We start from the raw sequence: 23,946 nt of genomic DNA, 5'->3' as shown, positions 1-23,946 counted from the left end.
ACCCGTGAACGCCTCAACCCACAACGCCTCAACCCTCAACACCCCACGCATACACAGGAAATGCCCAGTTCCGAGCGTTCTGCAACACGCTTTAGAGCCTGTCTCCTTGACCGGTCAGTGATTCGTGGTGCGGGGCTGGTTAGGTCGTGCGCGTATACGGAGGCCCGGCCCTTACTCGGCCGTTCCTCCCACGGTTCAGGTGGGATGACCATGTACGGACCCCAGGGGGGCTGAGGAGACTTTCTCCTGTACTACGGTCAAGGCAGGCATCGGCTCGACGGCTAGAAGGACCTAGTGGTGGCAACGCTTCCCGAGATTACGGCCCTGTTGGGTGAACCCCGGTTCAACTGGTCGGATCCGGCGCCATGGATCGAACTGGAGCATGAACTCGGCATCGAATTTCCTGCGGACTTCCGTGAGATCGTCGACGCCTACGGTTCGATCCTGGTCAACAAGCAGTTGTATCTGAAGCATCCCGCCGGCCATCTTCTGCATGATCTGGGAGCAATGATCAGGAGGGACCTCGAGCTCTGGCGCGAGGAGGACATGGCGGAGTTCCTGCCCGGTCCGGTGGGAGCGGACACCGGGCAGCTGATGCCGGTGGCGACGGCCACGACGGGCGAGGCGGTTTTCCTTCGCGTTCCCGCCGAGCCCTCGTCGCCCTGGCGCGTCGTTGTCCAGGAGTTCGACAGCCCGGCCTGGACTCTCTACGAGATGACGTTCAGTGAGTGGTTTTTGGCTTATCTCAAGGGTAGGGACGTGACGGTGTGTTCTCGCAACTTCGCGCCTGACCGGGCGTTCTTCGAATTTCTGCCCTGAAAATGACCGCGGTGGTATCTCCTGTCCTGGTGACAGGAGATACCACCGCGAAAGCGGCCAGCGCGTCGATATCGCGGGTGTCGCGGTATCCGGTGTGCGTCCGTGGGCGGCCGGAATGTATATGAACCCGGTGGCCGCTTGGCAGGTGGCAGCGAGAACGGCCGTGGGCGCTTCGGGGCCGGCGAGCAGTGGGGCTTGGATCCCAGCTCTGGCCGCCGAGGTCAGCCATGTTCGGGTATGCGCCGCAGGGAGGTCGGGGACCAGGAATCCGGCCGCACTCGCGGCGGCGAGTGCGTGGGCCAGGCGTCGGGGGCCATACGAGACGACGCTGACCCAGCAGGAGCGACTCCGCGAACGGAACACCGCACGAGGGAGAGCACGGCGTCTACATCTGGGACGGGCTCTACAGCGTTCACACAGGGGACGTATGCGCGTCCGGCCGCCTGACGGCGAAGGAACTGACCGTCCAGGTGCACGGCGCCCACGCCGAACCGCAGCCGGCAACGGGGCCGTGCGTGGAGAACCGCGGGGGCCACTGACCGACCCGGCCCCGCTGACTGGCGCGGGTGTCACTCAGCTCGGGGCCGCCGTAAAGCAGTGCCGTTGGCCCGCCCGGACCAGGCAGGCCCTGACCTGGGGCAGCGCGGCACCGGATGCGGCCGCCATGGGCGTGGAGACCGAGCCCGTCGCATCGAACCGGTCCTTGACGGCGACCCGTTGAGCCGGGATGTCCGGCACCAGGACCTCCACCAGGTCCCCCTCCGTGCCCCGGTCGATACGGGCCCAGACCGTTTCGCACACGGCGGAGTGCCGTACCTTCACCACGGTCCCGTCGAGCCGCTGTTCACCGAGCGTGGTGGGCGGTTCGGCGAAGTTGGAGCACTCCAGGTCCTCGGCGTCCTTGCCGGTACAGTTGGTACCGTGGCAGCCGGGGCCTTGCACCGTGGCCCGGACATCGACAGCGGGAAGCGGGTCCGGGGACGGCCCCGGGCGGACCGCCAGCGTCGCGGCGGTGGCGACGACGACAAGGATCGCTGCGCCGAGGACCCAGGGGCGCGGCTGGCGGGCGCGCCATCCGGGCCCGTCGGCGGGCGCGGCGGCCACCTCGTCGTCCGCCGGGCTCTGCCGTCCCTTTCCCGCCCGGCCGCTCCACACCGTCTCGGCCAGCTCCCACTGGGCGAGCGGGCGCCGGGGGTCGGCCCCGGCCAGCGCGCACAGCTGCTCGACCGCCTGCCGGGGCGGCAGCGTGCGCCCGTTGAGATACCGCTCCCAGGACGACTTGCTGTACGGCGTCTTGGCGGCGAGGGCGGCGAGACTCAGCCCCGTACCGGCACGCAGCTCCCGCAGGGTCCGGCACAGCCCCGCCCACTCGGGCGGCATGTCCCGCCCGGTCACTTCCGCAGCACCTTCCAGGTATCCGGCCCGGCAATCCCGTCCACCGCGATCTTCGCCGCGTCCTGGAGCCGCCGCACCGCGCGGTCCGTGTTGTTCCCGAAGGCACCGTCGACGCTGCCGGCCGAGAAGCCGCGGTGCTCCAGGAGGCACTGGGCCTCCACCACCGACCAGCCGGAGACATCACGCTGGAGCTGCTCGGATCGGGTACGGCTGTACCCGGCGTACAGCAGCTTGTCCTCCGTGTCCCGCGCTACCTGACACTCGTACGTCGTGCCGGCCTTGTAGGTGAAGACACCGAGGCTCGGGTGGACGGGGCCGGGGAGCGGGGTGCTTTCGGCATTGTCCCCGGCCTTCGTGGCGCCCTCCCAGGGGGCGACGAGCAGGAGTCCGAGCAGCATCACGAGGGCTGTGGTGACACTGGACAGCAGCATCGCGAGCCAGGGCACGGGCGGGCGGGACACCGGGGCGCTCTCCCCTTCGGACGGTCCGTCGGGGGCCGGCGCCGCGGCAGCCAGTTCCCGCAGCTCCAGCAGCGGAGCGGCTTCCGTGTCACAGACCCGGGCTAGCCCTTCGACGGCCTCCTCGGGAGGCAGCACCCGGCCGTTCAGATACCGGTCCCAGGAGGACTTGCCGATTCCGGTCCTGGCCGCGAGCGCTGCGATGCTCAGTCCCTTGTGGTCCTTGTGCTCACGCAGCAGCACGACCAGCTGTCGCAGGTGCGGATCGAGCGATTCCGAAAGGCCTTTCCACCGCGCCATGGTCCCCCCATATATGTGTTCGGCTGCGCCGGGCGTCAGCATGCCAGAACACCGGCACCGATGTGCGCCCGTCCCGTCCCGACCTCACCGGGGTCCGTATCGCCGCAGGCAGCGGCCGTCCCGTCCCGTGATCGCCCCACCGTCCGGAAGGCTCTAGCGCCCGGCACGCGCGGCATCGGATGCTCTGTCCGGCACGGGGACGGGGGGCGTACGGCTCCGTCGTGCCGCGGCCGGTCCGGAGCCGTCGGGGGAATTCCGGTCCGGCCTGCGCCCCGATCCCCGCCCGTACATGACCGAACGTCCAGGACCTGACCGAACCTCCAGGAGAGGAACGATGAACGATCCGAACGTGCTCGCGGCCCAGAAGTGGGTGAACGCGACCTATGGCGGCGTGAACGGGTACCTCGACTGCGACGAGGACGGCAGCACCGGCTGGGGCACCGTACTCAGCCTCACCCAGGCCCTCCAGCACGAGCTCGGGATCTCGCCCGTCGTGCAGAACTTCGGCCCCGGCACGTACGCCAAGGTGCGGTCCCGCAATCTCCGGCCCGGATCCGAGACGAACAAGAACATCGTCCGGATCTACAACTACGCGCTGTGGTGCAAGGGGTACTACGGCTCGGCGACCCCCGACACCTGGGACTCCACGGCCCAGAGCTCGCTCATGGACCTGTGGGCCGGTATGGGCTGCCCACCCGAGATCCCGATCAGCGCCGACATGTGGCCGCGCGTGACCAAGGCACTGCTGCGCATGGACCAGTTCCGCCTGGTGCCCGGCGGTGACACCCTGGTCCAGGGCATCCAGCGCCAACTCAACTCCCGTTACGTACTCGGGATCAGTATCCCCGCCATGAGCCTCGTGCCCTGCGACGGCGTGTACTCGCGCGATGTCCAGCAGGGCCTGATGATGGCCATCCAGTACGAGATCGGCATCGCTCCGGCGGACATCACCGGGTACTTCGGCGAGGGGACCATCGCCGGCCTGTTGAACCACAACGTCGAGCCCGATGACCTGGACACGCCACTGGGCTACCTCTTCAAGGCAGCCTGCCTGTTCAACTCGCCGACGTACGACGAGGACTACGGCGAATACCCCTACGACTTCTCCTTCACCGCTATGGAACACGGCGAATGGCTCCGCGCCTTCAAGCGCTTCTCCCTGCTGGAGCCGGTCAACGCCACCGGTACCTACCGGACTTGGGCGCAGCTGCTGATTTCCTCCGGTGATCCGACCCGGCCCGCCGCCGGATGCGACGGCATCACCACGATCACCCCGCAGCGCGGCCAGGCTCTGTACAACGCCGGATACCGCCTCGTCGGCCGCTACCTGGACGAGAAACTGCAGGAGGGCGACAAGGGCTGGCTCGACAAGGTCATCAAGCCGGGCGAACTCCAGACGATCTTCGACACGGGACTGCGCGTGTTCCCGATCTCGCAGTACTACGGCGGCGCAGCAGGCGAGTTCACGTACGCACGAGGTGAACTGGACGGCTGGAACGCGTACCAGAAGGCCCGGAGCTTCGGATTCAACCGGGGCACGTGTATCTACTTCGCGGTCGACTACGACGCCATCGGCACCGAGATCAACCAGTACATCATCCCGTACTTCAAGGGGGTCCGCTCAAAGCTTTCCCAGTACGGCAACTACTACCAGTTCGGCGTGTACGGCTCGCGGAACGTGTGCGAGCAGGTGTCCCGCAACACCGGTGCCCGCTGGTCCTTCGTCAGCGGCATGTCCTGGGGCTTCTCCGGAAACCTCGGCTACCCGCTGCCGCGCAACTGGTCCATCAACCAGATCCGCGAGTTCGACTTCGACGGGGACGGGGTGCGGGATCTCGACCACGACGTCTGGCGTGGGTCGACTGACCCGGGATCCGGTTCGGTCAACTCCCCGGCACCGGAACTCGACACGTTCGCCGCCCGTCTGCGGCAACTCGAAGCCGCGGCTGATACCTACGGGAACGAGGAGGGAATCAGCCGCAATCAGCTGGTCACGCAGTTCCTCCGGCACGGGGAGTACGACGGTGTGGTGTGGGATGCCCTGCTGCGTCCGATCGACGACGACTGGATCTCGTACGCGAAGGGCAAGGGCATCTCTGACAAGGACATCCTGGAGTTCACCGACCCGGTCTCCCAGCAGCCGATCGGCACCCAACACCTCATGGCCTCCACCGAGGGCTTCCTCCGCCGCCCTGTCTCCATCGACAGCCCGAACCTCGCCGACATGGCCGGCTGGGGCGGCGACCTGCTGACCTTCTACATCGAGTGGCGCAAGAATCGGGACGCCTACCCGACCGGTCTGGCGTTCTGCCAGGACCGGCTGGGCCGCACCGACGTGGACTCCACCTTCGGCTACGGCGACTTCATCGAGGACGCCGACGCGTTCAACCTGAGCCGCCGCCTGCAGTCCGGGCAGCGGATGTCGGAGGCCGTCTCCGAGTACTACACACAGGTGTCGACCGGCGGGATCAACGCGGAGGAGCGCTGGCGCAACTTCTACGCGAACCGGTTCGGCGCCGACTACGTACGGGTCGAGGATCTGGCCAGGCGGGCACTGACCGGTGACCAGACGTGGCAGTACGGCGTGAACATCATCGCGATGGAGAAGGAAGGGCTCGACATCGAGCAGTACCCCACGGCGATCCCCGCGTCCGAACTGAACTCCTTCCTGCTCGGCTTCCGCTGGGCGCTCACCGACCGCGTCGACGCCGAAGGAGGCGCATCGTGACCATCGACCGCCGCACACTCCTGGTGGCCACGGGAGCGGCCACCGCGCTGCTGGCCCTGCCGCAGCAACCCGCCGCCGCCGCGCCCCGCACCACACCGGCCGCAGCCGCCCGGGCGAGGCTCTGGGACGCGGGTCGCAGTGACAACGGCTGGTTCATCGACCCGGACGCCGTCGAGTCGTACCGCATCGAGGGCTCCCCGGCCACAGTCCGTCTGCACGCGGATGCAGCCGCCGTCCTGCTGCATGTGGCGCGGCGCTGGCACTACGAGGTCATGCCGCTCCACGCCGCCTCGGACGTCCTGGGCCACACCACCGACCGCGCGGTGCGGACCGCCTACGCGTCGAACCGCCTCTCCGGGACCGCGCTGGTCCTCCCCGGCGCGGGCGACGGCCTGTGGCCGCACCAGACGGCGATCGTGCGCGACATCCTCGCGGACTGCGACGGCACCGTGCGCTGGGGCCTCGATCTGTCACCGGCCACCGCGGACCACTTCCAGATCGACGTGAAGCCGGACTCCCGCACCCTCGGGGGCCTCACCGCGGCGTTCGGCGCCGGCCCGGCCCGCCACGACGCTCCGCACCCCGGGGCACCGGACGACCCGGCCACCCCGGAACGGCGGAAGCAGGCGCGCCGGCTGGCGCAGGCCCAGCGAGGGAACGGCTGACCCGCCCCTCCTGTGAACCACTTCATCCACCGAAGCACGTGACAGAGGAGAAACAGCATGGCAAAGACCCGGATGACCCGCACGAAAGCGGCCTTCATCTCCGGCACGATGGTGCTGGCCGGCATGGGCGGCACCCTCCTGACCGCCACACCCGCCGCCGCCATCGGCTGGTGCAACTCGACGACCGCCGTCCGCCTGAACTTCGGCGAGTGGCTGGGCGAGGCGCAGATTCCGGTGTACCGCACCAGCAGCAGCGTCACCAGGACGTGCCAGATGAGTAAGGGCTCCAACAGCTCCGCCGTGGGCGCGCTCCAGCGCACTCTGAACAAGTGCTACCGCGAGAACCTCAGCGTGGACAACGACTTCGGCGAGAACACCCGCCTGGCCCTGATACGGGCGCAGAACGGGTCGGGCGTCACGGGTGACGGCGTCTACGGCCCGAACACCCGCGACGCGCTCATCCACTACTTCAAGCCCGTCACCCCCGGCTACGACGACTGCAGTCAGATCTGACGGACCGTCCGGGAGCGTTCACGACCGCGCCAGGGCGCAGGGCCTGCCGACGACCGGCAGGCCCTCCGCCCCTTTTGCGGTCGTCGGCCGAGACCTTCTTGCTGATGGTGAAAGCCTCGATTCGGCCGAGACGATCGGTCCACTCTTTCCCGAGGTCGATCGGCATTCCTGAGGCGGACCAGTCTTCGACTGACCGCCCCCTCAGGGCCGTTCAAAGGCATCCGGGGCGGCTCGGCTGCCGTCGCTGGCGAACCGTGGCCTTGCGATCGCAGTGAGGAAGTCGTCGAGCATGGCGATCTGTACGTCTTCAGGGAATCGGCCGGGGTCGAAGAGGGCCTGCACGACGAGTCCATGTACGAAGGCGACGGCGCCTGCCGATAGTTGTTCCGGATCGGCGTCTGCGGGCAGCTGGCCGAGGTCGCGCGCGACCTCGAAGTGGGGGCTGATGGCCGAGCGGAGACGGGTGTATCGGTCGGCCTGTTGCCTGGCCAGTTCATCGTCGGCGAGGGAAACGTCCCAGGAACTGACCCAGATGCGGTTTCGGCCAGGATGAGCCGCGTCGAATGGTGGGTCGCGGCGGGCAACACCCGCAGCGTCGATGTCGCACAGCGGTTGGGTGTGACCCGTGAAGGAGTGCTGCGGCGGCGCTCTGCCCACCGCGGTGTGCGGCACGACAGCGAAGTCTGGTCAGTCCTTTCCGAGGAATGGCCCTGCCCCGGTGAGGCGTCCGAAGCGCCCGAGGCCGGTGTCAAGGCCGAGCTCGATCGGCTGATGGCAGGGTTCGCCGGCGCTTTTACCAACACCGGAGGCAGCCGCTCTGAACTCGACGTCATCCGCGACGTCTTCATCCCCCAGGGCAGGATCATATCGAACGTCGGGGTCAAGCCCGTGATCTACGACCTCGACGCCTTCATCGAGCCCCGGCAGAAGATGCTCACGGACGGGACGCTGACGGAGTTCTCCGAATGGGAGGTATCCGAAAGTACCGAGATTCTCGGATCGATAGCGCACCGGTTCAGCCGATACCGCAAGTCCGGCATCCACCATGGTGAGTCGTTCCAGAGCTCCGGCCACAAGACCACCCAGTTCCTTCGAACTCCGGCAGGATGGCGTATCGCCTCGCTGGCCTGGGACGATGTGGCGGCAACCACTACGGCATGACTCCCGGGCAAGTGCGCTCCCCGGCCTGCGGCCGCCGGTGAGCGCACCGGCAGCCCGCCAGTCGGTGAGCGCGCTCACCGACTGCGTGCGTGACGGCCGCGGACACATGGTGGCCGGATATCGAAGGACTGGTGGAGGAGGCCGTACGGTTGATTCGGGATCAGGCGTGGGCCGTGACGCCCGCTGACCGTACCGTCGCGGTCAAGGCCGCCGCCCGCCTGCACGCCGCCGTGGGCACCCCGCATTCCCAGCAGGCCCTCCTGGGGGTTGACCGACTGGAACCAGCGGGAAGCGTTCGTACGCTGCTGTTGCCATCGCCCACGTCCACGGACGCCCAGCCTGGTTGCTCGGGGCAGCTGCCACCGCCCTCACGCCGATCTGCACCGGCGCGCCATGGCCGCCGAAGACGGCCCCACCTTCGGCGCCGTCCCGCCGGTCCTCCAGCAGTACACGGCAGCAAAGCCGCGATCCGGCGTCCCCAAGTCGCCCTCACCCGCAACGCCGCAGCCTGACAACAGACGGCATGGCCACGAGCTCGTGTAGGAACCGGTCATCTGTGCCTGTCGACGCGGCCTCCGCCTCGGACGGTGTTGCTATGTTCCCGCTGGTCAGAGGTGAGTCACAAAGCTTCTTTTGCCGCCTCAACTCATGCGGCGGCCCGGCGCAGCGTGAACCAGAAGGTCGGGACCGGGTTCGTGCCCGGCGTAACGTCGGTCAGCTGCCACCCAGGGAATCTGGTGCTGAGTTCGTCCGCAGTGACGCCGGACCACGAGTCGTCAAACGCCCCGGGCCCGTAGGCGAACATCAACAAGCATGCACCGGGGGCGGCACGGTTGGTGACGCCGGCGGCGTAGGCGTCGCGGCGGTGCGGTGGAATCCCGCAGTAGCAGCTCAGGTCGAAGAACAGGTCGTATGGGCCGGGCACGCCCACCTCGTCGAGGCGGGTGGCGTCCGCGCACAGCACCGTGACGTCCGCTCCGGCCGCGGCGGTCTTCTCCCTCGCCTGCCGGACCGCGCGGTCGACCAGGTCTACGGCAGTCACCTGCCAGCCGTGCTGGGCCAGGTAGACCGCGTTGGTCCCGGTGCCACAGCCGAGTTCGAGCACCCGGCCCGCCCTCGGCGCTTCGGGCCCCTCTAGGAGGGCCACCAGCTCGGGCGGCGTGACGCCGCTGTCCCACGGCGGCTTGCCGTCCCGGTAGAAGTCCTCCAACACGCTGCGCACAGATGCTTCTTGGTCGAGCTCCGCAGCCGTCCGAGTCTCACTCATCGCTACTCCTCAGAGAAATTAGAGTTCGTCTCTAGTGACTGCCTCTAGAGATAGACTTTCAGTATGGACGCAGTCAAGGGATTCGACGGACAGAACGTCAAGCGCCCCGACAAGCGGGCCGAGCGTTCGCGGCGGACCCGTGAGAAGATCGTTGCGGCGGCGCGTGAACTGTTCGTTGCCCAGGGGTATGGCGCGACAAGCCTTCAGGAGGTTGCGGATCACGCGGGTGTGGCCGTCCAGACTGTCTACTTCGTTTTCCGCAACAAGCGCGCGCTGTTCAAGGACGTCGTCGACACGTCCATCGCGGGTGACGACGAACCGGTCGCCACGATGGACCGCGAATGGTTCCGCGCCGCGTGCGCCGAGCCCACAGCGGCCGGGCAACTGCGTACCCACGTACAGGGTGTACGCGACATCCTGGACCGCATCGCTCCAATCATGCCGTTGATCGCGGCTGCCGCAGCCACGGACCCGCAGATCGCCGCGCACTGGCCCGCCGGCCCCGACCCGCGCTACACCGTCCAGCACGCCGCAGCCAAGGCACTGACCTCCAAGCCGGACGCCCGCCCCGACGTCGATACCGCCCGCGCCGCCGACCTGCTGTACGGGCTGCTCAGCCCGGAGTTGTACCTGATCTTCGTTCGCGACCGGGGCTGGTCTCCTGACGCCTGGGAGGAGTGGGCCTGCGCGGCCCTGACTACCCACCTCTGCACCGACCACGAGTAGGCCACCCGGGACGATGCCCTGACGGTTCGCTCCCGTTCTGTCCTGTGGCAGTTCATCTGGCGGGTAGAGGGCTGCTTACCTGCTGGCGTGCCATGTCACTTGAGAACGTCGCCCCGCGGCATTCTCAAACGACATGGCTTTCGCAGAAATCTGCTGACGGCAAGAAGGTCAGCTCAGCCATCCTGCTCGTCGGTCAGACTGCCACTGGTCGTCCGGGGGCGGTGCCGTGGTTGGTGGTGGCGCTTCCTCGGGCAGCAGGCACCAACCGAGGTGCGCGGTGAAGAACGTGGCGATCTCGTCCGTATTGGTGGACTCCGCAGGCAGGTCGTCTGGCCGGGGCTGGTAGAGCCCGATCAGTTCATCTCGCAGCCGAGCGTCCAGGATCGGTGCTTGGTAGCAGTCGATGGTCCCTCGATAGAACAGCCAGTCGAAGACCCGGACGGCCGAGCAACGTCCAGAGTGCGGAATTTCCGCCAGATGCCTGACGAGCCTACCGAGCCGCCGTGTCCCTGGGCTCAGAAGCAGGCACTTACTTATCTGCCAGGACCAGCAGGCCGCCGCCGTCTTCTGGTTCCACGACGGAGTGTCCCAGCTGGAGCAATAGGCCCGAGACTGCAGCTTGCACGACTGCCTTCATGCTGTCGCCTGAGACGCCCGGCTGGTCCTTCGCCAGTGCGGTGAATCCATCCGAGGCCGTCCACTTCACCAGCGCCCCGGCAGGCACCTTCGTCACCGCGAGCCCGGGTCTGCTGTCCTCTGCGTCTTCGCCAACCAGATAAAACCCCGCCTGGATCAAGGCATGCCGAACCTGGGGCAGCAGGTCGGGCGACGCGGAGGACACAAGTCCTGTCTGCCCCGATCCGGCTGGATCAAGCCACTGGGCTAAAAAGCAGGCACTCAGCACCAGGCGACTGACGTTCCCTTGATCAGGGCGCTGTACTTGCTCGGCACGCACAGGAACGGCGCCGCACCGGTGGGTGCGGCGCCGCAGGACTGGGGGGTGGGTGCGCCCGTGATGCCGGATCCTCCCTCCGGACTCAACCACCGACACGCCGCTAACCCTCGAGCCCGAACCGCGCCCTCTGCGGGGCCAGGACCCGCAGCTGAGGCGGCTTCGCGTGCAGCTCCGAAGACCAGTGACGCCCGTAGGCGGCATCAGCGTTGCTGCGTCTCGGGTGGTGCCGACCGTGACGCTCAAGGCATGGAGGCGGGGCTGGCACCGAGGGCGGTTCCGCCGCCCGGCCCTAACGAGCCGTTCGGCTGCGGTGCCTCCAAACGCTGAATTCCAGCATTCCCATATCGGGCTTCCGTTCTACGGCTGAGGCATTCAAAGCCGCGTGCGAGGTGTCGGCTTCGTGATCACGCTGGCGGCGTAAATGCCCACTGTGGTGGGCGTCGGAACTTCCGCGTGCCCCATACGCCGTCAAAGAACGTACCGATCGGTCCCGTGATCCTTTTCGATGACGACTACTACATGTATGTCCTCGAGGACCAGGCGTCCGCTAAGCCATGGTGGGAGATGCCGGACGAGTACTTCCTGCGGCTTTGACGCGCTGGCCAAGCCCTTGCGCATAACAGGTGAGCCACACCGCACGAAGACGACCGCAGCCAGAACTTCACGGTCACCCGCCCGACGTCGGCCTCCGCCCTGCGGACGTCGCACCTCCGTGGGCGGCACCACCCGCTGGAACAACCCCCACAACTCGTCCGGCACCAGCCGCTCAACCAGATCCGTCATACACCGTTCAACGACCGACAACCGCCATAAGAAACGACGTCTAACGCCTCAGGTCAAAGAGGGGTGCTCTCTGCGCGAGCGGGGGATGCCCCTCGCCGATCGGGCCCGGGATGTAGGCCACTTGATCCGCAGGAGCCCCAGCCGCTCGTGGGCGCGCTGGGCGAACTTTGCGACGGCGACCTTACTGCTGCGCTCCAGGGCCTGTCGCAGGAGGGCGTACAGCTTCGCGGCGACGGTCTCGGTCGCCGCGAGATAAGCGAACCTCGATCGGGCCGGCCTCGCCACGGTGGCCCCCATATCCTCCTTTGGCCGTCGTCCCTCAAGATCCGCCGGACAGCAGCCCGCTTGTAGTCGTCATCAGCTGCCCGCGTTCGAACCTTCACGGCCGTCAGGGGCTGATGATCAGCCCCACCGTCGCCAAGGCGCCGCCCGCGAGGGCCAGGAGCGCCATTCGCTGGGCGTTGCGTACGTAGCCCTGGCGGCGCTTGCGCTCCCTGTGGACCGCGACCTTCGTCCCCAGGTGCACCCGCCTGCTGTTCTGCGGGTCGAAGACGAGGGGGTAGCTCTGTCCGACGACGTGGGCGTGGCCCACGTTCGCACCCTTTTGGTGTCGGCCGGAGCCTTCCGGGGACTGCCACTCGTAGACAGCGCTCGCGTAGCCGTCGGTGCCGAACGGCGCTAGGCTCACCAGCTCTGCTCGCACCTCGACGCCGGATTCGTATAGCTCCGTCATCTTCTTGAGCTCCGCTCCTTCGCCTTTGACCAGTATCAGGCCGAAGAAGCAGAAGGCCGCTGATGCGAGGACGGCAAGGAGGAGCACGGTCATCACCAGGTTCACAGACGGACGGTACGACACCACAGGTTCATTCCGAAAGCCCCACAGACTCTTCACCAGTAGGGACTTCGCCACCTACGATCACTCACATGTCGATCTCTTCGCCCGTCCCCGTCCTCCGTGGCGACAGGGGCACCGAACTCCGCTCCACCGGTGAGGAACTGCTGCTGCGGCGTCCGGACGCCGAGCTGCGCATACCGTTCGCCGCGATCGCCCGGGTCCACGCCGAACGGCGCGACATCCTCCTGGAGCTGACCGCTCCAGCGGGAGTCGATCCGACGGCGTACCGCGTCAGCGACGTCAGCGCGGCCGCCGCAGGCGTCTTCGCCGACGCGGTGAACGCCGCTCTGCCGGAACAGACCGCGGACGAGGAGACAGTCGACGGCTCCACGCTTGTCGTGACCCGGAGCCTGGTGATCGGTGACGAGGACGAAGACGAAGCGGACGAGGACCTGGTCCAACGCGGATTGCCCTCCCACGGCATCCGGCTGATGTACACCGGCTGCGCGGCCATCGCAGCCCTGGCCGTCGTCGTCGGTGTGCTGGGCGGGGACTGGAGCCGGGCGATCGCGACGCTGCTGCTCGGGGCGACGGGCGTGGCCTGCTCCTACTTCGTCGTGATGCTGTTCGCGATGGTGTGGCGGGACTGGTACCTGCCCCGCCACGGCATCACGGTGGAGGGGCGGCAGGTGTTCCGGGAGGACGACGGCGACACCGTCCACGCGTTCTCGGCCACCGACGGCGTGACCCGCTACATCGTCGGCCACAGCAAGGGGAAGACCGTCCGGATCGCCTACCACCCGAATAACCCCGCGTACGCCGCCGTCTGCCCTCCGACGGGCGAGAAGGTGTTCATACTCGTCGTTGCGATGGTCGCCGCCGTCATCGCGGGGTTCATGGACTACGGGACGTACCAGCTCGTGCTCCCCGCCCTCACAGGCTGATCCTCGTCCTGCCCGTCGGGTCGTGCCGCAGCGGCACGAACGGTCGAGGCGTCGAGGAGGGAGGAGGAACCGGGTGTTGGACATCGACAAGCACTCCTTACACGCCACGGCCTGCAGCCGCAGACGCTCCCGCAGTGCCCTCCCGTCGTCAGTCGGCCCGATGGGCATCCTTCGAAGGCGGGGACGGCTTACGAGCGGTCTCGGCACGCCGGTGGACCTTGGCCGAGGGCGGGGCGGGGTCCGCGCGGGGCGTGCGATCTCTCGGTTTCATGACAGGGGCGTGAGAGACAGCGAGGGTTTGTGCGTTCGTGCAGGTGGGGGTCTGTTTCCTGGACAGGTCTCACTGTCATGGATGTGAGAGATCGGGGTGATTCCGCTGTCACGGGGCGGTATTCGTGCAGGTGGCGCGCTGGTACGAAACCGAGAGATCGCATCGGGGCCGCGGCCGACATCGACCAGCTCCAGCAACGCATCACGATGCTTGACCAGGAACTCGTGACCACACGCGGCCAACTCGACGACGCCGAAGAGCTGGAGGCCGCCCGCGCCGCCAAACGTGAGCTGACACGGGCCCTGAAGCAACGCGAGTGATCGGCCACTGGGACGAGCTCACGGAATCTGCGAAGGCTTCCCCGCCGCGAGACCGCGTCCAGGGACCGGGTCGGTCTTCAGACGGTGACCTGGGGATGGTCGGGGCTGAGGTAGTACGCGGCGGTCTGTTCGGAGTGCGGGGCGAGCAGCCCCTGCAGTTCCAGCGCTGCGGCCGTGAGGAGGTTGCCGTCGCGGGTGGTGTGGAGGGTTTCGAGGACGAAGGCGACGTGGGTGGAGTCTTCGGTGACGCGGGTGCGGTGGGCGTCGCGGTGGTTCCAGTGGCGAGTCAGGACGCCGCTGGTGTCCGTGTAGATGATCTCGCCGGGCTTGGGGTTCTCGACGGTCCCGGGCTCGCCGAGCGGGGTGAATTCCTCGGTGCCGTCGGCGTATCGGATGTCGACGGCACCGGCGATCTGGTCCAGGTCGAAGGCGCCGGCCGGCAGGCCGTGCTGGACGGAGACGGCGTTGTAGGAGTCGACGGCCGGGTTGATGCGCGGCAGAGCCCTCTTCTTCGTGAAGCGGCGGCCGAGCGCGTCAACGCTGGGGCGGATGCGGCGGGGGTTGGTACCGAAGGCCCGGTAGGCGGTGTGCCACGCCTCGATCCTCGGGTCGGTCTCGTCGGCGGGCTGCCAGGTGCCGTCGGCGAGTTGCTGCTCCAGGTCCTGAAGGGCGGTGGCGGTGGAGGGCCAGGACTCGTGGCCGCGGAGGCCGGTGGCGGTGACCACGGCGATGAGGGTGTCGGGGAAGGCGTCGGCGACTGCGGGTGCGATACGGAAGTCGGTCATGAAGGGCTCCGATCCTCGGTGCGTGCGTGCGTGCGTGCGTGCGTGCGTGTGTGCGTGCGGGGTGGAGGTCAGGGCTTCCAGGGGCCGAGGCGGTCCAGGCGGCGGCGCTGCTGCCGTGCGGTGGGAACGTCGAGGCCCTGTTCGCGTTCGGTGAGGCGGTCGGCCACGTCGGCACGCTGTTCTACGGGCTTGTGGTCGTCGTACTTGAACTTCGCACGCACTTCGGTGACCTGAAGGCGCAGGCCGCGGATGGCGGACAGCATCCGGCCGTAGGGCGGCCGGCCGACGGCGACGGGGGCGTGGTCGCCGTTGGGCTGGAAATGGGCGAGCTGGCAGCGCAGCAGCTCGGCCTTGGCCTCGGGGTCGTCGACCAGGTGTGCGCGGCAGGTGAACTGCACGGCGGCGTAGTAGCTGGTGGGGACGCCGTCGGTAGGCGGGATGTCGGGCTTGGCGCGCCAGGGGCCAGGGATGAAGGCGTAGTCGCCGATGACGGTGAACGTGACGTTCGGGTCGTGCTCGATCGCCTTCCAGACCGGGTTGGGCCGGGCCAGGTGGATCAGCAGGTCGCCGTTGTCGGTGGTGAAGTGGGTGGGGACGACGGCGGGCGGCTGACCGGGCGGCCCGTTGACGCTCAGCTGGCCGAAGTCGTGACCGGCGGCGATCCAGGTCTGCCATTCGGCCGCGTCCAGGGCGGCGTCCCAGGGCTGGATGAACATGCTTCTCTCCTTGCGCGATCGACGATGGGGTGGGCCGCGGCTCAAGTCAGGGCGAGAAGGCCGACGGCGAGGGCGGCAGTGCCGAGCCCGACCAGCTGGCCGCGGTGGATCCGTTCGGCCAGCACGCTGCGGGCGAGCAGAACAGTGCCCGCCGGGTAGAGGGCGGTGATGACGGCAACGACGGCGAGATCCCCGCTTCGGGCGGCCACGAGGAACAGAAGGTTCGCCACCGAGTCCAGCACGCCGGCCGCCGCCGAGACCGCATAGGCGGGCTTCTCGGAGCCCAGCCTGCGAAACATCAGCCCCGCCGCGGCCAGGGTGACGGCCGAGGAGACCGCCCGGCCCACGATCAACGGGGCTACCCCGCTGTCGGACGGCGCCTGGTGCAAGAAGATCAGCTGGAGGGCGATTGCCGCACCGGCACCGAGGGCCAACAGCAGCGCCGTGCGGGAGGGGCGCGCCGACCCGGCGCCACGACCGGCACTGACCATCACCACCGCGGCCAGCGCGAGTGGCAGACCCACCAGACCGATGGCGCCCAGGTGCTCGCCCTGCATCAGACCCACGCCGACGGGCAGCATGGCGGAAACCAACGCGGTCACGGGCGAGAGCACGTTCATCGGGCCGATCGCCAGAGTCTTGTAGAGCAGGGCGAACGCGGCGGCCGAAGCGACCCCGGACGCAGCACCCCAGCCGAGTGCGCCGGCACTGAACGAGGCGCCGAGCACCGGCCACAGCATGATCTCGACCGCGAGAGAAGCCGGGGCCGCGATCATCACGGTGCGCAGTACATGGGCCTTGCGGGCGCCGAGGCCACCGAGGAAGTCGGCGCACCCATAGGCGAGGGAACTGCCCAAGGCCAGCAGCAGAGCAATCACGGTACATCCCTTATTATGCAATGGAACGACTAAACCGTACAACGAACCGACCGACTCATGTCAACCAACCGACCGCACGGTGCATTCCAGTGGTCCAAGCGAGGATGGTGATCGGATGGCCGAGACGGACGCAGCCCTGCGGACGCTCGCCCACAACGTCAGGGCGGCCCGCACCCGGGCCGGGCTCTCCCTGGATGAACTCGGCCGGCGCGCCACGGTCAGCAAGGGCGCCCTGGTCGCATTGGAGAAGGCGCAGGGAAACCCGAACTTCGCGACGCTGGTCCGGCTGGCCGACACGCTCGGCGTTTCCGTGTCCACGCTCATGGAGGGGCGGGCCGAGGGCCGTGTCCGCGTCGTCTCCGCCGACACGGTGATGCCTCTGTGGACCGGCGAGCAGGGCAGCGAAGCCCGACTCATGCTGACGACCTCGGGCCCAGCCCCCACTGAGGTCTGGCGCTGGCAACTCCAGCCGGGCGAGGAATACCCCAGCCACCCCCATCAGGCCGGAGTCGTGGAAACCGTCAGCGCCACCTCCGGCCGGATGATCCTGATCGTCGACGGCACCGAACACCCCGTAGAAGCCGGACAGACCGCCACCTTCGACGGCGACGTCCCCCACACCTACCGCGGCGCCGGCACCGAAACATGCCACCTGATCATGACCGTCCACCTACCGCCCGGCCCCGCCTCCACGGCCTGACCTTCAATGTGCGGGTGGGTCGGTAAGCCGCGTCAACAACCCTGGCCTCGCGGATCACCTGAACTGGCGATAGCACCACACCTGTTGTCTTGTCGTTCCTTGCCACCCTGGGCGCCACTACCTTCTTCACCTTGACCGTCCTCGGCGACGAAGGCGTCGGCAACCGGGTCACCGCATACGTCTTCGTCTTCCTCGTCGCGCTGGGCATCGGCTACAACATCTTCATCATGAGCCGGTTCAAGCAGGAACTGCGCACCTTGCCCCCGGCCGAGCCATCAGTGCCGCCCTCACTCGCACCGGCGGAGTCGTCTCCTCGGCGGGCCTCATCCTCGCTGCCACATTCGCGGTCCTGATGACCCAACCGATCCGCGAACTCTTCCAGTTCGGCTTCGCCATGGCCTTCGGGATCCTGCTGGACACCTTCCTCATCCGGCCACTCCTGGTTCCTGCTTTCGTCCGCCTCTTCGGCGACCACGCCCTGTGGCCCGAACGCCCAAGACACCCCATGACGCCAGCCACACCGGCCGAGCCCGCTGCCACACCGGCCGAGCCCGCTGCCACACCGGCCGCGGCGCCGCGTCCCACTCCCACTCGTTAGCGCCGTGACCCGGATCGGCTGACCCGGACCGGCGGGGCCGGCCCGTCCGCTCCCGGCGCCGCACCGACGCCGGGGAGCTCTGGCCGGCTCCGCCTCTTCACGGCGTGTTGTCGTCGTCAGTCGGCAGGAGGACGTAGCGCCCCTGCCACGGGGTTTCGACGGCACGAGGGTCGTAGTTCTGAGGCATGAAGTCCACTGCCTGATCGGCAGGCGCGCCGTCCAGGACAGGGGGAGCTTCTTCTTCTTGGCGGGGTGACCCGGATCCGAATCTCAGCCCCGGGGACCCGAGGCAACGGCGGGACGCACCGGCTTCCGCCTCCACCGGGCGGCACGATGCCAGGGTCCCCGAGGCCGGAGGGCTGCCGTGGCACGATCGCCTCACCGCTGTCCGAACTCGAAGGATCGCCGTGCCCCCGACTCCTGTCGTCCTGCACAATGCCCGGATCATCGACGGCACGGGTGCCCCGCCGGTATCCGATGGGATCCTGGTGGTCGAAGACGCCCTCATCCGCTGGTGCGGCCCTGCCCACGAGGCGCCGGAGGATCCCAGCCTGCGCCAGGCGACCCGCGTGGACCTCGGCGGGCGGACCGTCTGCCCGGGGTTCATCGACGCGCACGTGCACTTCGCCCTGCCGGGTCCGGTGGAGAGCCCGTTGGCAGGTGCGGCCGAACCCGTCAGCTACCGGACCCTGAAGGTGATCGAACGGCTCCGTGTCACCTTGCACAACGGGGTGACCACGGCACGCGACCTCATGGGACTCGACGCGGGCTTCCGGCAGGCGGTTGCTGAACGCCGCATCGCGGGGCCGCGACTCCTGGTCGCGGTGAGCATGCTGAGCCAGACGGCCGGGCACGCCGACTTCCGCCTCTCGAGCGGCATCGACGCCCTAGCCTCCGCCGTCGCCTTCCCAGGCAGCCCTTCCGGCATCGTGGACACCGTCGACGACATCCGTACCCGCGTACGCGAGCTTGTCGCCGTCGGCGCCGACTGCGTCAAGCTCGCCGCCAGCGGAGGGGTCACTTCCCCGCACGACCAGCCCGAATGGCTCGGACTGCGTGCGGAGATGATCCGCGCGGCCGTGGAGGAGGCCGAGTCCTACGGCGGCCTTCCCGTCGCGGTGCACGCGATCGGGGAGGCCGGTATCGCCGCGGCTGTTCGCTCCGGGGTCCGCAGCATCGAACACGGTTACGCTCTCACCGACGAACTGCGGGCGGAGATGGCCGAACGCGGCCAGTTCCTGGTGCCCACCCTCCTGGAGACCATGGCCGATCCCGACCCGTCCACCGTGCCGGCGGCCGTACACGCGAAGGCCGCGCACTGGCACCGGGTCGCCCAGGAGTCCGTGGCCCGTTCCGTGGCAGCCGGAATCCGTGTCGCGATGGGCACCGACGCGGGCCTGATCGCCCCGCACGGGCAGAACCTCAAGGAACTGGGACTCCTCGTCCGCATCGGCGGCATGACGCCGCTCCAGGCCATCCGAGCAGCCACCTCCGACGCCGCCGATCTGTGCGGCGTGGGTGACGCCACCGGCAGTCTGGTCGCCGGCAAGGCCGCCGACCTCGTCGTCTGCGGCACGAACCCGCTGGGCGGCATCGATGCCCTCGCCGACCCGGCTCTTGTGCACGCCGTGCTCAAGGAGGGACGCATCGCCATCGACCGGGCCGAGGTCCTCGCCTCCGCGGGTCTGCCCGACCTGGTCCCGTAGAGGCAAGCACCGGATGAAGGGCCAAGGAGGTCAAACGTCTTCTTCCTGGACCCGACAGTCATGAGGAACGGAGTGACGAGGCCGGGCGACTGCATGCGGGCGGTACCGGTCTCAGCCAGTTCATCTCCGCAACCACGGGGCGGGTTGGGCGGATACGTCGGCAGTGCATCCGACGCCGAGCGTCAACCCTCCACACCAGACAGCTGAGGTCCATGACCGACCGCGCCCGGCCCCCGTCCCGGCCGGGCGCGGGCCGTCAGTGCTTTGTGGTGTCGGTGATCCAGCGGGCGGCGAGGAGCCCTGAGCCGGCGGTGAGGACGGCGGCTGCGATGACGGTGGCGTTCAGGCCGAGGAGATCAGCGAGGATTCCGGCGATGAGCGCTCCTGCGGCGTAGCCGATGTCACGCCAGAAGCGGTAGGTGCCCAGGGCATTGGCGCGCCAGGTGGGGTGGGCGTGGTCGGAGACGGAGGCGATGAGGGCGGGGTAGACCATGGCGGTGCCGAGGCCGAGGGCGACGGCGGACAGGATTCCGGCCAGGAGCGGAGTATCCAGCAGGGTGAGGGCCAGGATGAGGCCGGCGGCTTGGACGAGCATGCCGGTGACGATGAGGGGTTTGCGCCCGATGCGGTCGGCGAGGTGGCCGGTGGGTATCTGGCCGATGCCCCACAAGATCGGGTAGAGGCCTTTGATGAGGCCGATGGCGGCGAGGCCGAGACCGTGGTCGGTGAACAGCAGGGGGAAGACGCCCCAGGTCAGGCCGTCGTTGAGATTGTTGACCAGGCCGGCCTGGCTGGCGCCGCGCAGAGAGCGGTTGCGCCAGGAGGTGCGGGCGAACGTGGCAGCCAGGCCTGTGCTCTCACCGTTGGGCAGGGGCTTGGTGTGCTGGGCGAGTTCGAGGGCGACGTGTGCGGCGGTGTCCCGTACGGCGATGGTCAGAGCGAGGCCGGCGGCGACGAAGACGGCGCCGATGAGTTCCGGGACGGGGCGCAGCCCGTAGGAGCTGGCGAGGTAGCCGGTGAGCAGGGCGGTGGCGCCGACGGCGGTGTAGCCTGCGGCCTCGTTCAGCCCGGTGGCCAGGCCTCTGCGGGAAGGCCCTACGAGGTCGATCTTCATGTTGACGGTCATTGACCAGGTCAGACCCTGGTTGAGGCCGAGCAGGACGTTCGCGGCGACGATCCATTCCCAGGACGGCGCCCAGGCGAGGGCGAAGGGTACGGGGATCCCGATCAGCCAGCCGGCGACGAGGAGCTGTTTGCGGCGGAAGCGGGCTGTCAGCGTTCCGGCAGCGAGGTTCGTGAGGGCTTTGGTGAGGCCGAAGGCAATGATGAAGGAGAAGACAGCCAGGTCGCTCGTCAGGCCGAAGGTGTCGGTGCCGATGAGCGGCACGGTGGTTCGTTCCAGACCGACCAGGCCGCCCACGGCGATGTTGACGAGGACCAGCAGGGAGAACTGAAGCCAGTTCTCCCGCAGCCCGAGCCGGACAGGACGCCCCTGGGCGTCGCGCGGCAAAGCGGCCGTAGGTGCGGTGTTCACGGGCGGATGTCCTTCGTGCCTTGACGAGGTGGGGAAGGCGCTGGGCAAGCACTGAGGGGCCGGCGAGGTGGACCCGCCGCAGACCTGCGCGTGGCCTTCCTTCTTTTGCGCGGTATCGGTCTTGAGCCACTCAGGCACCTCATACCTGCACTTCAGAATACCCCCACCCGTATGTTGACCGAGCAGGCTCTGTTCCCGTACCTCTGTGATCAAGATACCCAGGGGGGTATTTGACTTCCTCGCCGAAGTCGACCTACCGTCGAGTACATAAATACCCAGGGGGGTATCTAGAAGGGATACCTCGATGCGTGAGACACCTCTGGACGTCTTCGCAGCCGAGCTCGCCGATGGCGCGTTCGTCATCGACGTCCGCGAGTTCGACGAGTACGTGGCAGGCCATGTACCGGGAGCGCTCAGCCTTCCGCTGTCGGCGCTGGATGCCGCACTCGGTGAGCTGCCCGCCGACTGGCCGGTGTACGTGATCTGCGCGAGCGGCAACCGCAGCGCGTGGGCCGCCGAGCACCTCGCGAGTTCCGCAGTGGACGCCGTCTCGGTCGTGGGCGGCACTGCGGGCTGGGCCCGCGCCGGTCGCCCGCTCGTCCACGGGACGGGCGTGCGCACCGCCTGAGCACCGCTCTCGTCCGACACCCCGGTTGTGGCACCGACCCGTGACACAACGCCCTCGCACCCACCTCGCGGTGCGCGTTCCTCATGAAGGGATTGCCGTGTTCTTCACCCAGTACTACCTCGACTGCCTCTCCCAGGCGTCGTACTTGATCGCCGACGACGAGACCGGTCAGGCGGTGGTCGTAGATCCGCGGCGGGACATCTCCGAGTACCTGGCCGACGCCTCCGCGCACGGCCTGACAGTGGTCGGTGTGATCAACACACACTTCCACGCGGATTTCGTCGCCGGTCACCTGGAGATGGCCGACGAGACAGGTGCGTGGATCGGCTACGGCCGCCGGGCCGAGACCGAGTACCCCATACGCCTGCTGGCCGAGGGTGAGCGGATCTCCCTCGGGGACGTGACCCTGGAGACCATGGAGACACCCGGGCACACGCCCGAGTCGATCAGCGTCCTCGTGTACGAGCACGCCGACGACACCGTCCCGTACGGCGTCCTCACCGGTGACGCGCTGTTCATCGGCGATGTCGGCCGCCCTGACCTCCTCGCCTCCGTCGGCGTCACCGCCGAGGAACTCGGCGCGATGCTCCACGACAGCGTCCAGAACAAGCTGATGGGACTTGCCGACGCGGTGCGCGTCTTCCCCGCCCATGGCGCCGGCTCCGCCTGCGGCAAGAACCTCTCGACCGAGAAGCAGTCCACCATCGGCGAACAGCGTGCCACCAACTACGCGTGCGCCCCGATGGACCGCGAAGAGTTCGTCACGCTCGTCACGGCCGACCAGTCGACCGCGCCCGGATACTTCGCCTACGACGCTGAGCTGAACCGCAAGAACCGCGCCCGCTACGACGCGACGACGGCCCCCCGGCCGCTGACGCTCGCAGAGTTCACCGCGCTGCGCACCGCAGGAGCGATCGTGGTGGATGCCCGTGATCCGCAGGAGTTCGCAGCCGGACACCTGCGCGGCGCCGTCAACGTCCCCGCGGACGGACGCTTCGCCGAACAGGCCGGCACCGTGCTCGACCCGGCCGACGAACTGGTCGTCATGGCACCGCAGAACCGGGAGGAGGAAGTCGTCACCCGCCTCGCCCGGATCGGCTTCGACCACGCCGTCGGCTACTTGCGCAACCCCGAGGACGCCCTGGAGACACTTGCCGACGACGTCACTCCGGCGAGCCGTGTGACCGCCGCGCACCTGCGCACCGCCCTCGCCGGGGACAACCCTCCCGTCGTCGTGGACGTTCGCACCTGCGGTGAGCGCGAGGCGAACGGCTTCATCGAGACCGCCCTGCACATCCCCCTGAGCGAACTGCCCGCCCGCAGCGGCGAGCTGCCCGCCGACCGGCCCCTCGTCCTCCACTGCGCCGGCGGGCACCGCTCCTCCATCGCGGCGAGCCTCCTGCGCCACCGCGGCTTCACCGACATCTCCGACATCCTCGGCGGACACGCCGCCTGGGCCCTGTCGGCCGAGCCCGCGAACGCCTGACCGACGTCCCCCGGGGCCCGCAACCCAACCGGGCCCCACCAGCTCCCCCATATACCCCCATGGGTATATGGGGCGACCCGAAGGAACCTCATGAGCACCACCCCCGTGCCCACCTCCCCCCTCACCCCCGCCGCCCTGTACCGCCTCGTCCAGGAAGGAGCGGCTCCCCGCCTGCTCGACGTCCGCACACCCGGCGAGTTCCGTACGGCGCACATCCCCGGCTCGTACAACGTCCCCCTGGACACCCTTCGTGAACACCGGGCCGAGCTCTTGACCCACCTGGACGAGGACGTCGTGCTGGTGTGCCGCTCCGGCCAGCGCGCCGCGCAGGCCGAGAAGGCCCTGGCCGATGCGGGCATACCCAACCTCCGCGTCCTGGAAGGCGGTATCGTCGCCTGGGAGACCGCCGGCGCACCCCTCAACCGGGGTCCCGAGCGGTGGGACATGGAGCGCCAGGTGCGCCTCGTGGCCGGCTCGGTCGTCTTGGCCACCGGCCTTGTCGGCGTATTTGTTCCCGGTGCGCACCTGATCGGTACCGCGATCGGCGCCGGCCTCACCTACGCCGCCGTCAGCAACTCGTGCGCCATGGGAGTCGTGCTGTCGAAGCTGCCGTACAACCGCGGGCCGCGCCCCGACATCCGCACTGTGATCGCGGAGCTGCGGAGTACGTCGTGACCATCCTGATCGAGGTCCGGCGGTATCTATACGGGGGCCCCGTGAGGTGAGGTGCGTGCCTGGGAGTCCCGCCATACCGGCAATGGTCCAGCCCGCGCCG

22 protein-coding genes and 4 pseudogenes are annotated in these 23,946 nt (G+C 68.4%); 13 read left to right on the top strand and 13 right to left on the bottom strand.

Going from position 1 to position 23,946, the window contains the following annotated elements; translation table 11 throughout:
* Positions 1 to 297 precede the first annotated feature (297 nt).
* Positions 298 to 819 carry an SMI1/KNR4 family protein gene (locus tag AB0C82_RS34185; RefSeq protein ID WP_362850045.1) on the top strand — a complete coding sequence of 174 codons (522 nt, stop codon included), beginning with the start codon at positions 298 to 300 and terminating at the stop codon, positions 817 to 819.
* Positions 820 to 918: 99 nt separating this feature from the next.
* On the opposite strand, the pseudogene AB0C82_RS34180 reads toward AB0C82_RS34185, so the two are convergent.
* From AB0C82_RS34180 to AB0C82_RS34170, 3 genes and pseudogenes are all read right to left on the bottom strand, one after another.
* A pseudogene (locus AB0C82_RS34180) lies at positions 919 to 1,182 on the bottom strand (tryptophan synthase subunit alpha); the annotation flags it as partial.
* A gap of 210 nt (positions 1,183 to 1,392) precedes the next feature.
* Positions 1,393 to 2,214, bottom strand: coding sequence for a helix-turn-helix transcriptional regulator (locus tag AB0C82_RS34175; protein WP_362850043.1), 822 nt, complete (start codon positions 2,212 to 2,214; stop codon positions 1,393 to 1,395).
* Complete coding sequence (locus AB0C82_RS34170) at positions 2,211 to 2,972, bottom strand: peptidoglycan-binding protein (RefSeq protein WP_362850040.1); 762 nt, start codon at positions 2,970 to 2,972, stop codon at positions 2,211 to 2,213. Before AB0C82_RS34170 ends, AB0C82_RS34175 begins: the two co-directional genes overlap by 4 nt.
* A 334-nt stretch (positions 2,973 to 3,306) precedes the next feature.
* Here AB0C82_RS34170 and AB0C82_RS34165 point away from each other — a divergent pair, with 334 nt between their 5' ends.
* The 3 genes from AB0C82_RS34165 to AB0C82_RS34155 are packed head-to-tail and all read left to right on the top strand — an operon-like array spanning position 3,307 to position 6,878.
* The gene (locus AB0C82_RS34165; protein ID WP_362850037.1) at positions 3,307 to 5,700 is read left to right on the top strand and encodes a glycoside hydrolase domain-containing protein; all 2,394 of its coding nucleotides are present in this window, start codon (positions 3,307 to 3,309) and stop codon (positions 5,698 to 5,700) included.
* Positions 5,697 to 6,365 (top strand): hypothetical protein, encoded by a 669-nt coding sequence (locus AB0C82_RS34160; RefSeq protein WP_362850034.1) that lies wholly within the window; start codon positions 5,697 to 5,699, stop codon positions 6,363 to 6,365. Before AB0C82_RS34165 ends, AB0C82_RS34160 begins: the two co-directional genes overlap by 4 nt.
* A gap of 57 nt (positions 6,366 to 6,422) precedes the next feature.
* The gene (locus tag AB0C82_RS34155; RefSeq protein ID WP_362850031.1) at positions 6,423 to 6,878 is read left to right on the top strand and encodes a peptidoglycan-binding domain-containing protein; all 456 of its coding nucleotides are present in this window, start codon (positions 6,423 to 6,425) and stop codon (positions 6,876 to 6,878) included.
* Positions 6,879 to 7,079: 201 nt separating this feature from the next.
* Here the strand turns inward: AB0C82_RS34155 and AB0C82_RS34150 are convergent, their stop codons facing one another.
* The gene (locus tag AB0C82_RS34150; protein ID WP_362850051.1) at positions 7,080 to 7,412 is read right to left on the bottom strand and encodes a TetR family transcriptional regulator C-terminal domain-containing protein; all 333 of its coding nucleotides are present in this window, start codon (positions 7,410 to 7,412) and stop codon (positions 7,080 to 7,082) included.
* On the opposite strand from AB0C82_RS34150, the gene AB0C82_RS34145 reads away from it, so the two are divergent.
* Positions 7,314 to 8,039 carry a GNAT family protein gene (locus AB0C82_RS34145; RefSeq protein WP_362850048.1) on the top strand — a complete coding sequence of 242 codons (726 nt, stop codon included), beginning with the start codon at positions 7,314 to 7,316 and terminating at the stop codon, positions 8,037 to 8,039. The genes AB0C82_RS34150 and AB0C82_RS34145 overlap by 99 nt on opposite strands.
* Positions 8,040 to 8,685: 646 nt before the next feature.
* Here AB0C82_RS34145 and AB0C82_RS34140 read toward each other — a convergent pair.
* Positions 8,686 to 9,306: a class I SAM-dependent methyltransferase gene (locus AB0C82_RS34140; RefSeq protein ID WP_362850028.1), complete on the bottom strand. Its 621-nt coding sequence runs from the start codon at positions 9,304 to 9,306 to the stop codon at positions 8,686 to 8,688.
* A gap of 63 nt (positions 9,307 to 9,369) precedes the next feature.
* On the opposite strand from AB0C82_RS34140, the gene AB0C82_RS34135 reads away from it, so the two are divergent.
* Positions 9,370 to 10,032, top strand: coding sequence for a helix-turn-helix domain-containing protein (locus tag AB0C82_RS34135; RefSeq protein ID WP_362850026.1), 663 nt, complete (start codon positions 9,370 to 9,372; stop codon positions 10,030 to 10,032).
* 529 nt (positions 10,033 to 10,561) lie between these two features.
* On the opposite strand, the gene AB0C82_RS34130 is transcribed toward AB0C82_RS34135, so the two are convergent.
* From AB0C82_RS34130 to AB0C82_RS34115, 4 genes and pseudogenes are all read right to left on the bottom strand, one after another.
* The gene (locus AB0C82_RS34130; protein WP_362850023.1) at positions 10,562 to 10,873 is read right to left on the bottom strand and encodes a hypothetical protein; all 312 of its coding nucleotides are present in this window, start codon (positions 10,871 to 10,873) and stop codon (positions 10,562 to 10,564) included.
* Positions 10,874 to 11,623: 750 nt separating this feature from the next.
* Positions 11,624 to 11,770 (bottom strand): annotated as a pseudogene (locus tag AB0C82_RS34125) (IS5/IS1182 family transposase); the annotation flags it as partial.
* A 123-nt stretch (positions 11,771 to 11,893) separates the two neighbouring features.
* A pseudogene (locus AB0C82_RS34120) lies at positions 11,894 to 12,025 on the bottom strand (Ku protein); the annotation flags it as partial.
* A gap of 133 nt (positions 12,026 to 12,158) precedes the next feature.
* Complete coding sequence (locus AB0C82_RS34115) at positions 12,159 to 12,608, bottom strand: DUF3592 domain-containing protein (RefSeq protein WP_362850021.1); 450 nt, start codon at positions 12,606 to 12,608, stop codon at positions 12,159 to 12,161.
* Positions 12,609 to 12,694: 86 nt separating this feature from the next.
* Here AB0C82_RS34115 and AB0C82_RS34110 point away from each other — a divergent pair, with 86 nt between their 5' ends.
* The gene (locus tag AB0C82_RS34110) at positions 12,695 to 13,549 is read left to right on the top strand and encodes a hypothetical protein (protein ID WP_362850018.1); all 855 of its coding nucleotides are present in this window, start codon (positions 12,695 to 12,697) and stop codon (positions 13,547 to 13,549) included.
* A gap of 668 nt (positions 13,550 to 14,217) precedes the next feature.
* On the opposite strand, the gene AB0C82_RS34105 is transcribed toward AB0C82_RS34110, so the two are convergent.
* The 3 genes from AB0C82_RS34105 to AB0C82_RS34095 form a co-directional block, all read right to left on the bottom strand.
* Positions 14,218 to 14,925: a phenylalanine--tRNA ligase beta subunit-related protein gene (locus AB0C82_RS34105; RefSeq protein WP_362850016.1), complete on the bottom strand. Its 708-nt coding sequence runs from the start codon at positions 14,923 to 14,925 to the stop codon at positions 14,218 to 14,220.
* Positions 14,926 to 14,993: 68 nt separating this feature from the next.
* Entirely contained in the window at positions 14,994 to 15,641 is a 648-nt protein-coding gene (locus AB0C82_RS34100; RefSeq protein ID WP_362850014.1) for an FMN-binding negative transcriptional regulator, read from the bottom strand.
* Between the two features lie 41 nt (positions 15,642 to 15,682).
* On the bottom strand, positions 15,683 to 16,519 hold the full coding sequence (locus AB0C82_RS34095) for an EamA family transporter (RefSeq protein ID WP_362850011.1): 837 nt from the start codon (positions 16,517 to 16,519) through the stop codon (positions 15,683 to 15,685).
* Between the two features lie 115 nt (positions 16,520 to 16,634).
* Between AB0C82_RS34095 and AB0C82_RS34090 the strand changes: the two genes are divergently transcribed.
* The 3 genes and pseudogenes from AB0C82_RS34090 (at position 16,635) to AB0C82_RS34080 (ending at position 19,523) form a co-directional block, all read left to right on the top strand.
* Positions 16,635 to 17,219 carry an XRE family transcriptional regulator gene (locus AB0C82_RS34090; protein WP_331762980.1) on the top strand — a complete coding sequence of 195 codons (585 nt, stop codon included), beginning with the start codon at positions 16,635 to 16,637 and terminating at the stop codon, positions 17,217 to 17,219.
* Positions 17,220 to 17,308: 89 nt separating this feature from the next.
* A pseudogene (locus AB0C82_RS34085) lies at positions 17,309 to 17,817 on the top strand (MMPL family transporter).
* A gap of 407 nt (positions 17,818 to 18,224) precedes the next feature.
* On the top strand, positions 18,225 to 19,523 hold the full coding sequence (locus tag AB0C82_RS34080) for an amidohydrolase family protein (RefSeq protein ID WP_362850007.1): 1,299 nt from the start codon (positions 18,225 to 18,227) through the stop codon (positions 19,521 to 19,523).
* A gap of 256 nt (positions 19,524 to 19,779) precedes the next feature.
* Here AB0C82_RS34080 and AB0C82_RS34075 read toward each other — a convergent pair whose 3' ends face one another.
* Complete coding sequence (locus AB0C82_RS34075) at positions 19,780 to 21,057, bottom strand: MFS transporter (RefSeq protein ID WP_362850004.1); 1,278 nt, start codon at positions 21,055 to 21,057, stop codon at positions 19,780 to 19,782.
* Positions 21,058 to 21,361: 304 nt separating this feature from the next.
* Between AB0C82_RS34075 and AB0C82_RS34070 the strand changes: the two genes are divergently transcribed.
* The 3 genes from AB0C82_RS34070 to AB0C82_RS34060 all read left to right on the top strand — a co-directional run bounded on the left by AB0C82_RS34070 (position 21,362) and on the right by AB0C82_RS34060 (position 23,846).
* A complete protein-coding gene (locus tag AB0C82_RS34070; RefSeq protein WP_362850002.1) occupies positions 21,362 to 21,685 on the top strand; it encodes a rhodanese-like domain-containing protein in 324 nt (107 codons plus the stop codon).
* Positions 21,686 to 21,782: 97 nt separating this feature from the next.
* Complete coding sequence (locus AB0C82_RS34065; RefSeq protein ID WP_362849999.1) at positions 21,783 to 23,171, top strand: rhodanese-like domain-containing protein; 1,389 nt, start codon at positions 21,783 to 21,785, stop codon at positions 23,169 to 23,171.
* Positions 23,172 to 23,261: 90 nt separating this feature from the next.
* Positions 23,262 to 23,846 carry a rhodanese-like domain-containing protein gene (locus AB0C82_RS34060; protein ID WP_362849996.1) on the top strand — a complete coding sequence of 195 codons (585 nt, stop codon included), beginning with the start codon at positions 23,262 to 23,264 and terminating at the stop codon, positions 23,844 to 23,846.
* Positions 23,847 to 23,946: the final 100 nt, after the last annotated feature.

Source organism: Streptomyces sp. NPDC048560 (assembly GCF_040650955.1).
In the GTDB taxonomy this organism is placed as follows: Bacteria; Actinomycetota; Actinomycetes; order Streptomycetales; family Streptomycetaceae; genus Streptomyces.
The sequence above is the reverse complement of the archived record's forward strand: the minus strand, read 5'-3'. Positions and strand labels throughout refer to the sequence as shown.